We start from the raw sequence: 12,764 nt of genomic DNA, 5'->3' as shown, positions 1-12,764 counted from the left end.
CGGCTCCGACACGGAGCGCCCCCACCCCGCATAACCGTCTGACACGTGCCGAGGACACGGGCTGGCGGAGGGATTTGCGGATTGTCTGCCAAATGGACGGCTTCGGAAGCGCCCTGGGCACGTGACTTGCGCGGAACACCGTGTCCGCGTACCCGTGCCGGGCCCGCGTAGGCTTGATGCGGCCCCGTTACCTGTATAGCTCCGTGAGGTGTCCTGTGTCCCCGCGTCGCAACCGACCCAAGGGCTCCGGTTTCCACGGCCGGAGCGCCGAGGAGGATTCCCCGGGCCGCTACGGCGGCTGGCAGTCCACGGAGAGCTGGCAGGGCGAGCAGTGGAGCGTGCGGCACGTGGCGGGCGCCAGCGCGGAGGGCAAGACGTACCGCTGCCCCGGCTGCGACCAGTTGATCCCCTCCGCCATACCGCATGTCGTGGCCTGGCCGGAGCACGCGGGCGTCGACGACCGTCGGCACTGGCACAAGGCCTGCTGGAACGCGCGGGACCGCCGCACCACATCGGTACGGCGGTCCCGTAACGCGCCGAGGTTCTGAGCGGGTCCGGCTACACGTCCCGCTTCTCCTGGAGCGCCACGGCGCCCGCGAACGTGACGGCCGTGACGCCGAGAATGATCCACAGCGGGTCCCAGCCCGAAGGGCCGGACTCGGACAGCGAGTTGGCGTAGAAGATGCTGAGCTGGTTGGGGATCGAGTACTCGAAAAGCGCCGTGCGCAGGCCCTCCAGTGACGACGAGAACATGAACAGCGCGATCACCAGCGGGGCCAGCACCGCGGCGATCATGATGGTGATCGCGCCCGCCGAGTGCCGGATGATCGAGCCGACGAGGAGCGAGAGCAGGCCGAGCAGCGCGATGTAGAGCGAGACGCCGACCGTGCCCTTCAGCCACTCCGCGCCGGACGGCTCCCGGGCGTTGGTCACCAGGCTCACCTGCACCAGCGCGACGAACCCGGCGGACACCAGCGTCACCGTGAACGCCAGCGTGAAGAACACGATCGCCTTCGCCGTCAGCACCCGGCCCCGGCTGGGGCACGCGGTCATGGTGGTACGGATCATGCCGGTGCCGTACTCGGAGGCCGTCGTCAGCACACCGAGCGTGATCACGCACATGCTGCCGAGGAGCAGACCGAAGAAGCCCAGCGCCAGCGCGCTCTCACCGCCGAGGTCGCCCTCGGAGGAGTCGCCCACCAGCACCCCGGCCAGCAGGCCGATACCGACGACGAGCAGCATGAACACGCCCAGCGTCCACATCGTGGAGCGGACCGACCGGATCTTGGTCCACTCCGAGGCGATCGCGTGCCCGAGGTGGGTGCGGACGACGGGGATGGGTGACGTGTAGCCGGGGTGGCCGGGGTGGTACGACGCCCCGGGCGCGCCCTGCCACTCGGGCGGGGCCTGCGGCATCGGAGTCTGCGGCGTGCTCATCGAACGTCCTCGGGCTTGTTCGGGTCGGTGAGGGCGGGTGCGGGGGCGGGTGCGGGGGCGGGGGTCTGCGACGCGGGCGCGGGCGTGGACGGGGCGACGGCGGGCGCGGGCGCCGGGGCCTGCTCCGGCGCGGCGGCCGGGGGCTGCGGCGGCGCCGCGGGAGCGGGCGGCGCCTGCTGCGGAGCCGCCGGTGCCGCCTGGAGGTACGGATTCCCCTCCGGCGCCGCGAACGGCTGCCCACCCTGCTGCTGCGGCGGCGGTGGCGCGTACCAACCGGGCTGACCCTGCCCGGGCACCGGCACCGGCGGCTGCGCGCCGGGCGGCATCGGCTGCATGAGACCGGCCTTCTGGTCGGCCGTGGAGCGGTAGTCCACCGCGCCCTGCGTCATCCGCATGTACGCCTCCTCCAGGGAGGCCTGGTGCGGCGACAGCTCCCACAGCCGTACGTCCGACTCGTGCGCGATGTCGCTGATCCGGGGCAGCGGCAGCCCGGTCACCCGCAGCCCGCCGTCCTGCTCGGGCAGCACCTGCCCGCCCGCCTCGGTCAGCGCGACCGTCAGCTTCTCGCGCAGCTGCGGCTCACTGTCCGGCGTACGCACCCGCGCGAACCCGGCGGAGTTCGCGGCGATGAACTGCTGCACGCTCATGTCGGCGAGCAGTTGCCCGCGCCCGATGACGATGAGGTGGTCCGCGGTCAGGGCCATCTCGCTCATGAGGTGGGAGGAGACGAAGACGGTACGGCCCTCCGCCGCGAGCGCCTTCATCAGGTTCCGCACCCAGAGGATGCCCTCGGGGTCGAGCCCGTTGACCGGCTCGTCGAAGAGGAGCACCTGCGGATCGCCGAGCAGCGCGCCCGCGATGCCCAGCCGCTGGCCCATGCCGAGGGAGAAGCCCTTGGAGCGCCGCTTGGCCACGTCCTGGAGACCGACCACGCCGAGCACCTCGTCCACCCGGCGGGCCGGGATGCCGGAGAGCTGGGCGAGGGACAGCAGGTGGTTGCGGGCCGACCGGCCGCCGTGCACGGCCTTGGCGTCGAGCAGCGCGCCGACCTGGCGGGGCGCGTTCGGCAGCTTGCGGTACGGGTAGCCGCCGATCGTCACCTGGCCCGCGGTGGGGTTGTCCAGGCCGAGGATCATCCGCATCGTCGTCGACTTGCCGGAGCCGTTGGGGCCGAGGAAGCCGGTGACGGCACCGGGCCGTACCTGGAAGGAAAGGTTGTACACAGCGGTCTTGTCGCCGTAGCGCTTGGTCAGGCCGACTGCTTCGATCATGCTCCGCACCCATCGAAAGGTTCAGGACAGCGGGGCACACGCCCCCGTAAGGGTTAGGAGGATATCGAGGCGCTGACGGTTCCAGCCAAGGCCGAGTAAAAGGTCCCCGGTTCGCGATGCGACCGTGACACGACTAAGCGTCCCGTCGCTTGAGCACCAGGTAACCGCCTACCAGCGCGGCGATCACCCACAGCACCATGATCCCGAGCCCGCCCCAGGGTCCGTAGGGCGTGTCGTCGTCGAGGGGGGTGACCACCTGCATGATCTTGCTGCCCGCCTGGTCGGGAAGGTACTGGCCGACCTTCTCCGTGGCCGAGACGCCGCCCAGGATGTTGGAGATCAGGAAGAAGAACGGCATCAGGATGCCGAGCGACAGCATCGGTGAGCGCAGCATCGCGGCGACACCCATGGAGAACATCGCGATCAGGGCCATGTAGAGGCCGCCGCCGAGCACCGCCCGCAGCACGCCGGGGTCCCCGAAGTGGGCCCGGAGGTCGCCGAGCATCGCCTGTCCGAGGAAGAAGGCGGCGAAGCTGGTGACCAGGCCGACGGCGAGGGCGAGCAGGGTGGCGACCGCGACCTTGCTGAACAGCAGGGTGCCGCGCTGCGGTACGGCGGCCAGCGAGGTGCGGATCATGCCGGACGAGTACTCGTTGGAGACCACCAGCACCCCGAACACGATCATCGCGAGCTGACCGAGGCTCATCCCGGCGAAGCTGATGAAGGTGGGGTCGAAGGAGAGCCGGTCCCGCTCGCTCATGGAGTCGTACTCGTTCTTCGACAGCGCCGAGATCAGCATGCCGAGCGCGATGGTGACCACCACGGCGAGGGAGAGCGTCCACACCGTGGACGCCACCGACCGGATCTTGGTCCACTCGGACCTCACGACCTGCGTCGCCGCCATGTCAGCCCCTCCTCCAGCTCTCGCCCCACTGCGGCCCTCCGGCGGGCTCCGTCGTCGTGTCGTGCGCGTGGTACTCCACCGACTCCGCCGTCAGCTGCATGAACGCCTCCTCCAGCGAGGCCCGCTGCGGGCTCAGCTCGTGCAGCACGATCTGGTGCTGGGCGGCCAGTTCCCCGATCCCCTCGGACTTGTCGCCGTCCACCTCGAGGCTGCCGTTGCCGGTCTCCACCACCGTGATCCCGGCCGCGTGCAGCACGTCGAGCAGCCGCTCGCGCTGCGGGGTGCGGATGCGCACGTAACTGCGCGAGTTGCGGGCGATGAAGTCGGCCATGGAGGTGTCGGCGAGCAGCCGCCCCTGGCCGATGACGACGAGATGGTCCGCGGTGAGCGCCATCTCGCTCATGAGGTGGGAGGAGACGAAGACCGTACGGCCCTGCGCGGCCAGCGATTTCATCAGGTTGCGGATCCAGTGGATGCCCTCGGGGTCGAGCCCGTTGACCGGCTCGTCGAACATCAGGATCCGTGGGTCGCCGAGCAGCGCGCCCGCGATGCCGAGCCGCTGCCCCATGCCCAGCGAGAACCCCTTGGCCTTCTTCCGGGCGACCGCCGTGAGGCCGACGGTGTCCAGCACCTCGTGCACCCGCTGCTTGGGGATGCCGTTGCTCTGCGCCAGGCAGAGCAGGTGGTGGTACGCGCTCCGGCCGCCGTGCACCGCCTTCGCGTCCAGGAGGGCGCCGATATAGGTGAGCGGGTCCCGTAGCGCGTCGTAGTGCTTGCCGTCGATGCGGACGTCACCGGCGGTGGGGTGGTCCAGGCCGAGGATCATCCGCATGGTGGTGGACTTGCCCGCGCCGTTGGGACCGAGGAACCCGGTGATGATGCCCGGTCGGACGGCGAAGGTGAGGTTGTTGACGGCGACTTTCTCGCCGTACCGCTTGGTCAGCCCCTCCAGCTCGATCATGCGGCCACGCTAAAACGGGACAAAGCCCTCTGCCACCTCAGTGGCAGAGGGCTCCGTGGGTGTTCGTCAGCTGTACTCCGGCTGGTTACCGGGACTGCTGCGCGGGCACTCCGCGGGAGATCGGCTCGTCCTCGGCCGGGGTACCGGCGGCGGCCACCGCGGCGCCCGTGAGCGTGGCCAGCATTTCGCGCACGTTCGTCAGCTGGGCGTTGATGGAGTCGCGGCGGTTGGTGAGGGCGGCCAGCTCGCGCTCGGATTCCGAACGGATCCGGTCGGCCTTGGCGTTGGCGTCGGCCACGATGTCCTCGGCCTGGCGCTGCGCGGTCTCCACCGTCTGGCGGGCCCGGCGCTCGGCGTCGGTGCGCAGCTTCTCCGCCTCCAGGCGGAGCTGCTCGGCGCGGTGCTCGATCTCGGCGAGGCGCTTCTCGGCCTTGGCCTGACGGGAGGCCAGATCACGCTCGGACTGCTCGCGGCGCTTGGCGAGGTTGGTCTCGAAGTCGGCGGCGGCCTGCGCGGCCTTGGCGCGGGTCTCCTCGAAGAGAGCGTCCGCCTCCTCGCGCTTGGACTGCGCGTCCTTCTGCGCCTCGGCACGCAGCTGGGAGGCGTCGGACTTGGCCTTCTCGACGATGCGGACGCCCTCGTCCTCGGCCTTGGCCTTGCGCTCGGCCGCGAACGACTCGGCGTCGTTACGAACCTGCTGGGCCGCCGACTCGGCCAGCTCGCGGTGCTGCTCGGCCGCGCGCCGGGCCTCCTCGCGCAGGTCCTTGGCCTCTTCCTCGGCGAGGCGCAGGATCTTCTCGACACGCGCGCCGAGACCGGCGTACGACGGCTCGGCGTCGGTCACCTGAGCCTGGGCGTTCTGCGTTTCGAGGTGCAGCTCCTCGATGCGCTTTTCCAGAGCGGTGATGCGGGCGAGAGCGCTGTCACGGTCGGAGACGAGCTTGGAGATACGTTCGTCCACCTGAGCGCGGTCGTATCCACGCCGCACAAGCTCGAAGCCGTAGGGGGAAGTGTCGCTCATGGGGTTCCTGTCGAATGAGACCGGTGAGGTGATAGGTGGAATCCTAGGGGTCAGAACGGCGTGTCATCGAGCGGATACGTGTTTGATCTGGAGAATGACACCCCTTTTGGGTGGCTGAGCGTCGGATCGCTTGCCAAAGAGTCGGTCAAATGCTCCAGAAAACACCGGAATCGGACTCCGCCGCTAGCCGTCCGACGACTTGCCACCCGAACGTGGGGCCCCCACCGTGGCACCCGCCTTGACGCCGTCCTTGCCGGACGAAGGGGCCTCAAAGGACTCCAACGCCTCGAGCACGTCCTGGACACGGGAGATCTCCGCGTTGATGTCCTCGCGGCGGCGCACCAGCACCTCAAGCTCCCGCTTGCCCTCCTCGACGGTCCGCCTCGCCTCCCGGATCGCCTCGGCCTTCAGCTCCTCGGCCTCCTTGATGAGGGTGGCCTTCTTCTGCTCGGCCTCCTTCAGCAGGCCCTCGGCCTTCTTGACGGCGGCGATCCGGACCTTGCCCGCCTCGGAGTTGGCCTCCGACACCAGCTCCTTCGCCTTCGCCTGCGCCTTGGCCAACTGCTCCTCGGCGGCCTTGATCAGCGCGTCGCAGCGGTCGCCGGTCGACTTCATGGTCTCCGCCGCCTCCCGGCGGGCCCGCTCGTGCAGCTCCTCGATCTCGGAGGTGATCCGGGCGCGCAGCTCCTCCGCGCGCTCCCTGATCGCGGTCGCGTCCCGGCGGGCGCCGACGAGCAGCTCGTCCGCGTCCGTACGGGCCTTCTCCACCCGCCCGTTGCCCTCGACGGTCGCCTCGGAGACGATCCGCTCGGCCTCCTTGCGGGCCGCGCCCACCATCGTGTCGGCCTGCGACTCCGCGTCCGCGGTGGTCTTCAGCGCCTGCTCCTGCGCCTCGGTGAGCAGCTTGTCGGCCTCGGCGGTGGTCTCCGTGATGAGCTTGTCGACCTGCTCGGCCGCCTCCGAACGCCGCTTGTTGGCGTCCCGGCGCGCCTCGTCCAGGGTGCGCTCGGCCTCCTCTCGCGCGGCGGCCGTCACCCGCTCCGCCTCCTGGGCCGCGTCCGCCCTGGCCCGCTCGGCCTCGGAGCGCATCCGCTCGGCGTGCTGGCGGGCCGAGCCGACCGTCTCGGCGGCCTCGGCGCGCAGCCGTTCCGCGTCGTCCGTGGCGTCCCCGACCAGCTTGTCCGCGCGGGCCTTCGCCTCGGCGCGCAGCCGCTCGGTCTCGGCCGCCGTCTCGGTGGTCAGCCGCTCCGCCTCGGCACGCGCCTCGGTGATGAGCGTGTCCACCTGCGTCGCCGCGTCCGAACGGATCCGGTTGGCGTCCTCACGGGCGTCCGCACGCGTGCGTGCCGCGTCCTGGTCGGCCTGCGCGATGGTGTCGGAGGCCTCGGTGCGCACCCGCTGGGCGTGCTCGGTGGCGTCCGAACGCAGCCGGTCCGCCTCGGCGATCGCCTCCGCCATCGTCCGCTCGGCGAGCGACTTCGCGGCCTCGGCCTCCTCGCTCGCCTCCCGCCGCACCCGGCCCGCGTCCTCGCTGGCCCGCTCCCGCTCGGCGTAGGCGTCGGCGCGGACCCGGTCCGCCTCCTCCTCGGCCTCCCGACGGGTGCGCTCCGCCGCGTGCTCGGCGGCCGACCGCAGGCCCTGGATCTCCTCCTGCGCCTGCTCGTGCAGCCCCGCGACCGAGTCCCGCACCTGCTGGGCGTGCTGCTCGGCCGCCGACACCATCTCGGTGGCGCGCCGGTCGGCCTCCTCGACCAGCCGTACGGCCTCGGCCTGGGCGTCCTCCACGCGCCTGCGCGCCGACGCCAGCAGCTCCTCGCTCTGCTCGCGGGCCCGCTGCCGCTCCTGGTCGGCCTCCTGCCGGGCCGCGCCCAGCAGCTCCTCCGCCTCGCGGCGACGCCGGGCGGCCTCCTCCTGCGCGGCGGCCAGCGTCTCGGACGCCTCCGTCGCCAGCCGCTCGGCGGCGGCCTGCGCCTCCGCGCGTACCCGGTCGGCGCTGTCCTGCGCCTCCGACTTCAGCCGCTCGGCCTCCGCCGCCGCCTCCGACCGCAGCCGTACGGCGATCGACTCGCCCTCCGCGCGGGACGCGGACGCGTCGGCGGCGGCCTCGTCGCGCAGCCGCTCGGCCTCCGTCTCGGCCTGCTGCTGCAGCGCCCGGATGCGCTCGGCGGCCTCGGTGCGCAGCCGCTCGGTCTCCTCGGTGGCCTCCCGGCGGATCCGCTCGGCCTCCGCGCGGGCGTCGCTCAGCGCCTGCTCGGCGGTGGCGAGCCGGTCCTCGGCGTCGGTGTGCAGCCGGGTCAGTTCCTCGGCGGCCTCCGCCCGGCGGGCCGCGACCGCCTGCTCGGTCTCCTCGCGCAGCTCGCGCGCGGCCCGCTCGGCGTCCGCCGTGATGGACTCGGCGCGCTCGACGGCCTCGGCGCGGTGCCGTTCGGCCTCCTGGCGGGTGCGCTCCAGGGTCTCCTCGGCCTGGCGGCGCAGCGTGGTCGCCCGCTCGATGGCCTCGGTGCGGACCTTCTCGCTGTCCGAGGTCGCCGCCTGGCGCAGCTCGTCCGCGTCCGCCTTCGCCTTGGCGAGCAGCTCCTCGGCGGTCTTCGCCGCCTCCTCGATCTGCGCCACGGCCTCCTTGCGGGCCTCGGCGCGGATCTTCTCGCCCTCCTCGACCGCGTCCGCGCGCAACTGCTCGGCCTCGCCGCGCAGGCGCCGCGCCTCCTCCTGGAGCTCGACGGTCTTGGCGCGGTACTCCGCGGTGTCGTCCTTCGCGGCGCCCTTGAGCTGCTCGGCGATGTCATGCGCCTCGGCGCGCAGCCGGTCGGCCTCGGTCTCCGCCTCCCGGCGGATCCGCTCGGCCTCCTCGGCCGCGGCCTTCGTGGTGTTCTTGGCGTCCTCGGCCGCCTTGTTCAGTACGTCCTCGGCGGTCCTGGCCGTCTTGGCCAGCTGGCTCGCGGTCTCCTCGGCGGTGATCGTACGGGCCTTCTCCGCGGCCTCCGCGACGATCTTCTCGGCCTCCGCGCGGGCGTCGGCGACGAGCTGCTCGGCCTCCGCCCTGGTGGTGTCGGCCTCCTTGGTGGCCTCGCTGACCAGCCGGGCGACCTGCTCCTTGGCCGTGCGCGTACGCGTCTCGTTCGCCGCCTCGGCACCGGCGAGGGTCTTGGCCGCGGCCTCCTTGGCCTCGGTGACCAGCTTCTCCGCCTCGGACTGCGCCTTGCGCAGCGCCTCCTCGGCCTCCGCCATCCGCTGCTCGGCGGCCCGGCTCAGCTCCTGCGCCTGACGGCGGGCGGCGTCCGACTCCGACAGCGTGGAACTGCGCAGTTGCTCGGCGTGGTCGGTGGCCTCCTGCGCCTGGGTGGAGGCGGCGTTCAGCAGCCGCTCGGCGTCGGTCCGGGCCCGCCGCAGCAACTGCTCGGCCTCCGCGCGCGCCGCTTCCGCCTCGCTCTGCAGCCGCTGGCGCGCCTCGGCGGTCAGCCGCTCGGCCTCCGCGCGGGCCGCGGCGTGCGCCTGCTCGGCCTCCGCGCGGGACTCGTCCAGCAGCCTGCGGGCCTGTGACTCGGTGCGGGCGCGCAGCTGCTCGGCCCACGCCACGTTCTCGTTGACATGCGACTCGACGGTCTGGCGCCGCTCCGCCAGCTCCTGGTCGAGCTGCTGGCGCCGGGTCACCGCCTCCTGGTGCAGCTCGGCCTGGAGCCGGGCGGCCTGCTCGGCGTGCTCCTGGAGGATGCGCTGGGTCTGCGCCCGGGCCTGGCTCAGCTCGCGCTCGGCGTCGGCGCGGATCTGGTCGGCCTGCATCTGCGCGTTGCGCAGCAACTGCTCGGCCTGGTAGCCGAGGTCGGCGCTGTCGTAGGCAGGCCGGGTCATCAGGGTGCGGCGCGCCTCGTGCAGCTTGGCCCGCAGCACCTCGACCTGGTAGCCGAGGTCCTCGGCGTGCTGGATCGCCTTTTCCCGCTCGGTCTTCAGCCGTTTCATCTCGGCTTCGAACCGAGTGAGGTGGTCGACGTCAGCCGCCGGCTCTCGCTCCTGGCTCTCGTAGCCCCGCACTGCGCGGTCCCATCCGTCCCCTGGTCGCAAGTCTCTCCAACGAGCACCGTCCATCCGCCGAACGGGGCCCCCGGGGAATGGTGTCAGATCAACGGCGGAGCATGGGCTGCTGCCCCGGCGCTCGCCCCCCGAAACCGGGACCCCGGAAATGCGGTCGCCGCGGGTGGGCGGCGACCGCACCCAACCCTACCGGCCCTTATGTACGAGCATCAGTGCTCAGGTGACTCAACGGGCGCCGAAGTGACCAGTTCTGTGAGTACGCCATGGCAATCCTTGGGGTGCAGGAAGGTGATTCGTGACCCCATGGAGCCGCGCCGGGGCGCTTCGTACAGAACGCGTACGCCCTTGTCCTTGATGGCGTCGGCGTCCCCGTCCACATCCGCCGTACCGAAAGCGATGTGGTGGACGCCCTCCCCGTTCTTCGCGAGCCACTTGGCGACCGTGGAGTCCTCCCGGGTCGGCTCCAGCAGCTGGAGGTACGACGCGCCGCCGTCCGACGTATCGTTGATCTTGAGCATGGCCTCGCGGACGCCCTGCTCCTCGTTGACCTCGGTGTGGAACACCTCGAAGCCGTACGTGGCCTTGTAGAACTCGACGGTCGCGTCGAGATCGTGGCAGGCGATTCCGATGTGGTCGATTCGCGTCAGCATGGATTCAGTGCAGCGCTCCCGGGGTGGTTACGCAACGTGCCAGCGATCACACCGACCGGCCGGTGACGGCACGGAGTGCCATCAGTACATTCGAAGTAAACCCTCGTTCACTCCTCGGCCTGTGCAGGCCGGTAAGGGGATCGCAGCTCATGTCTTCTGCAACGAACGGCACGACGTCCGTCATCGTCGCGGGTGCCCGCACCCCGATGGGGCGGCTGCTCGGCTCTCTGAAGTCCTTCTCCGGAGCCGACCTCGGCGGCTTCGCGATCAAGGCCGCCCTCGACCGTGCGGGGATCGGTGGCGACCAGGTGCAGTACGTCATCATGGGCCAGGTGCTCCAGGCCGGGGCAGGGCAGATCCCGGCGCGCCAGGCCGCGGTCAAGGCGGGCATCCCGATGAACGTCCCGGCACTCACCGTCAACAAGGTGTGCCTCTCCGGCCTCGACGCCATCGCCCTCGCCGACCAGCTCATTCGCGCGGGCGAATTCGACATCGTCGTGGCGGGGGGTCAGGAGTCCATGACCAACGCCCCGCACCTGCTGCCGAAGTCCCGCGAGGGCTTCAAGTACGGCGCGATCCAGATGCTCGACGCCATGGCGTACGACGGTCTGACCGACCCCTGGGAGAACATCCCCATGGGCGAGTCCACCGAGAAGCACAACACCCGCCTCGGCCTCGGCCGCGCCGAGCAGGACGAGATCGCCGCCCTCTCCCACCAGCGCGCCGCCGCCGCCCAGAAGAACGGCACCTTCGAGGCCGAGATCACCCCGGTGGAGATCCCGCAGCGCAAGGGCGACCCGATCCTGTTCAGCAAGGACGAGGGCATCCGCGCCGACACCACGGTGGAGTCCCTCGGCAAGCTGCGCCCGGCGTTCACCAAGGACGGGACGATCACCGCGGGCACGTCCTCGCAGATCTCCGACGGTGCCGCCGCGGTGGTCGTGATGAGCAAGGCCAAGGCGCGGGAGCTGGGCCTGGACTGGATCGCCGAGATCGGCGCCCACGGCAATGTGGCGGGCCCCGACAACAGCCTCCAGTCGCAGCCGTCCAACGCCATCGCGCACGCCCTGAAGAAGGAGGGCCTGGACGTCTCCGACCTGGACCTCATCGAGATCAACGAGGCCTTCGCCGCGGTGGCCGCCCAGTCAATGAAGGACCTCGGGGTTTCCACGGAAAAGGTGAACGTGAACGGCGGCGCGATCGCCCTCGGCCACCCCATCGGCATGTCCGGCGCCCGCCTGGTCCTGCACCTCGCCCTCGAACTGAAGCGGCGCGGCGGCGGCGTGGGCGCGGCGGCGCTGTGCGGCGGTGGCGGCCAGGGTGACGCACTGATCATCCGGGTACCCAAGCCGTAAGCGCCGCTGTCGCCCGCCTTTGCACTCGAACCTCTCGCGAACGGAGCTGTGATGCAGGACGTCTCCACACTGGTGGCCCAGGCGAGGGAGGGCCGACCGCGCGCCGTGGCCCGCCTCATCTCCCTGGTGGAGGGGGCGTCCCCGCAGCTCAGGGAGGTCATGGCGGCCCTGGCCCCGCTGACCGGCAACGCCTACGTCGTCGGCCTCACGGGTTCCCCCGGTGTGGGCAAGTCCACGTCCACGTCGGCCCTCGTGACGGCGTATCGCAAACAGGGGAAGCGGGTCGGCGTCCTGGCCGTCGACCCGTCCTCCCCCTTCTCGGGCGGCGCCCTGCTCGGCGACCGCGTCCGCATGTCCGAACACGCCTCTGACCCCGGCGTCTACATCCGCTCGATGGCGACCCGGGGCCACCTGGGCGGCCTGGCCTGGGCGGCACCGCAGGCGATCCGCGTCCTGGACGCGGCGGGCTGCGACGTGATCCTGGTGGAGACCGTGGGCGTGGGCCAGTCGGAGGTGGAGATCGCCTCCCAGGCGGACACCTCCGTCGTCCTCCTCGCCCCCGGCATGGGCGACGGCATCCAGGCCGCCAAGGCCGGAATCCTGGAGATCGGGGACGTCTACGTCGTCAACAAGGCAGACCGCGACGGCGCCGACGCCACCGCCCGCGAGCTGAACCACATGCTCGGCCTCGGCGAGTCCCGCGCCCCCGGCGACTGGCGCCCGCCCATCGTCAAGACGGTCGCCGCCCGCGCCGAGGGCGTCGACGAGGTCGTCGAGGCCCTCGAGAAGCACCGCGCCTGGATGGAGGAACACGGCGTCCTCACCGAACGCCGCCACGCCCGCGCCTCCCGCGAGGTCGAGACCATCGCCGTCACCGCCCTCCGCCAGCGCATCGGCAACCTCCACGGCGACCGCCGCCTGAGCGCCCTTGCGGAACGCATCGTCGCGGGCGACCTGGACCCGTACCGCGCGGCGGACGAGCTGGTGACGGGGCTGACGTCGGGGGAGACGGGGGCCGTTTAGCGGCCGGGGCGAAAGTCTCGGCCCGCCCGCGTGTGGGCGGTCCTCGCGCAGGTCGGCCGGGCCCGCGCATCCCAGCCCGTCCGTCGGGTGAGGACGAGGCCCGTTCAGGGCCG

At 71.6% G+C, this 12,764-nt stretch carries 10 protein-coding genes; 3 read left to right on the top strand and 7 right to left on the bottom strand.

From position 1 onward, the window contains the following. Window positions 1-215: 215 nt before the first annotated feature. Window positions 216-548 carry an ATP/GTP-binding protein gene (locus tag ACFVQG_RS18820; RefSeq protein WP_383383999.1) on the top strand — a complete coding sequence of 111 codons (333 nt, stop codon included), beginning with the start codon at window positions 216-218 and terminating at the stop codon, window positions 546-548. A 10-nt stretch (window positions 549-558) separates the two neighbouring features. On the opposite strand, the gene ACFVQG_RS18815 is transcribed toward ACFVQG_RS18820, so the two are convergent. From ACFVQG_RS18815 to mce, 7 genes are all read right to left on the bottom strand, one after another. Beyond that, complete coding sequence (locus ACFVQG_RS18815; RefSeq protein WP_383383996.1) at window positions 559-1,437, bottom strand: ABC transporter permease; 879 nt, start codon at window positions 1,435-1,437, stop codon at window positions 559-561. Further along, on the bottom strand, window positions 1,434-2,708 hold the full coding sequence (locus tag ACFVQG_RS18810) for an ABC transporter ATP-binding protein (protein WP_383383993.1): 1,275 nt from the start codon (window positions 2,706-2,708) through the stop codon (window positions 1,434-1,436). The genes ACFVQG_RS18815 and ACFVQG_RS18810 overlap by 4 nt, the downstream gene beginning before the upstream one ends. Before the next feature lie 133 nt (window positions 2,709-2,841). After that, window positions 2,842-3,612 (bottom strand): ABC transporter permease, encoded by a 771-nt coding sequence (locus ACFVQG_RS18805; RefSeq protein WP_383383990.1) that lies wholly within the window; start codon window positions 3,610-3,612, stop codon window positions 2,842-2,844. A 1-nt stretch (window position 3,613) separates the two neighbouring features. Beyond that, the gene (locus ACFVQG_RS18800) at window positions 3,614-4,573 is read right to left on the bottom strand and encodes an ABC transporter ATP-binding protein (RefSeq protein ID WP_383383987.1); all 960 of its coding nucleotides are present in this window, start codon (window positions 4,571-4,573) and stop codon (window positions 3,614-3,616) included. Between the two features lie 85 nt (window positions 4,574-4,658). After that, window positions 4,659-5,594 (bottom strand): cellulose-binding protein, encoded by a 936-nt coding sequence (locus ACFVQG_RS18795; RefSeq protein ID WP_210924660.1) that lies wholly within the window; start codon window positions 5,592-5,594, stop codon window positions 4,659-4,661. Between the two features lie 183 nt (window positions 5,595-5,777). Beyond that, entirely contained in the window at window positions 5,778-9,623 is a 3,846-nt protein-coding gene (scy, locus tag ACFVQG_RS18790; protein WP_383383982.1) for a polarized growth protein Scy, read from the bottom strand. A 209-nt stretch (window positions 9,624-9,832) separates the two neighbouring features. Continuing rightward, a complete protein-coding gene (gene mce / locus ACFVQG_RS18785; RefSeq protein ID WP_383383979.1) occupies window positions 9,833-10,273 on the bottom strand; it encodes a methylmalonyl-CoA epimerase in 441 nt (146 codons plus the stop codon). A 149-nt stretch (window positions 10,274-10,422) separates the two neighbouring features. On the opposite strand from mce, the gene ACFVQG_RS18780 reads away from it, so the two are divergent. Next, entirely contained in the window at window positions 10,423-11,628 is a 1,206-nt protein-coding gene (locus ACFVQG_RS18780; protein WP_383383976.1) for an acetyl-CoA C-acetyltransferase, read from the top strand. A 51-nt stretch (window positions 11,629-11,679) separates the two neighbouring features. After that, window positions 11,680-12,651, top strand: a complete 972-nt coding sequence (meaB, locus tag ACFVQG_RS18775; protein WP_383383973.1) for a methylmalonyl Co-A mutase-associated GTPase MeaB — start codon at window positions 11,680-11,682, stop codon at window positions 12,649-12,651. The last annotated feature ends 113 nt before the right edge of the window (window positions 12,652-12,764 follow it).

It is taken from the genome of Streptomyces sp. NPDC057877, assembly GCF_042796855.1.
Taxonomy (GTDB): domain Bacteria; phylum Actinomycetota; class Actinomycetes; order Streptomycetales; family Streptomycetaceae; genus Streptomyces.
The sequence above is the reverse complement of the archived record's forward strand: the minus strand, read 5'-3'. Positions and strand labels throughout refer to the sequence as shown.

What these genes read in the sequence shown, in the direction of transcription:
- ACFVQG_RS18805 (WP_383383990.1), bottom strand. Translation starts at nt 3,612, where the DNA reads ATGGCGGCGACGCAGGTCGTGAGGTCCGAGTGGACCAAGATCCGGTCG.
- mce (WP_383383979.1), bottom strand. Translation starts at nt 10,273, where the DNA reads ATGCTGACGCGAATCGACCACATCGGAATCGCCTGCCACGATCTCGAC.
- ACFVQG_RS18815 (WP_383383996.1), bottom strand. Translation starts at nt 1,437, where the DNA reads ATGAGCACGCCGCAGACTCCGATGCCGCAGGCCCCGCCCGAGTGGCAG.
- ACFVQG_RS18795 (WP_210924660.1), bottom strand. Translation starts at nt 5,594, where the DNA reads ATGAGCGACACTTCCCCCTACGGCTTCGAGCTTGTGCGGCGTGGATAC.
- meaB (WP_383383973.1), top strand. Translation starts at nt 11,680, where the DNA reads ATGCAGGACGTCTCCACACTGGTGGCCCAGGCGAGGGAGGGCCGACCG.
- ACFVQG_RS18800 (WP_383383987.1), bottom strand. Translation starts at nt 4,573, where the DNA reads ATGATCGAGCTGGAGGGGCTGACCAAGCGGTACGGCGAGAAAGTCGCC.
- ACFVQG_RS18810 (WP_383383993.1), bottom strand. Translation starts at nt 2,708, where the DNA reads ATGATCGAAGCAGTCGGCCTGACCAAGCGCTACGGCGACAAGACCGCT.
- ACFVQG_RS18780 (WP_383383976.1), top strand. Translation starts at nt 10,423, where the DNA reads ATGTCTTCTGCAACGAACGGCACGACGTCCGTCATCGTCGCGGGTGCC.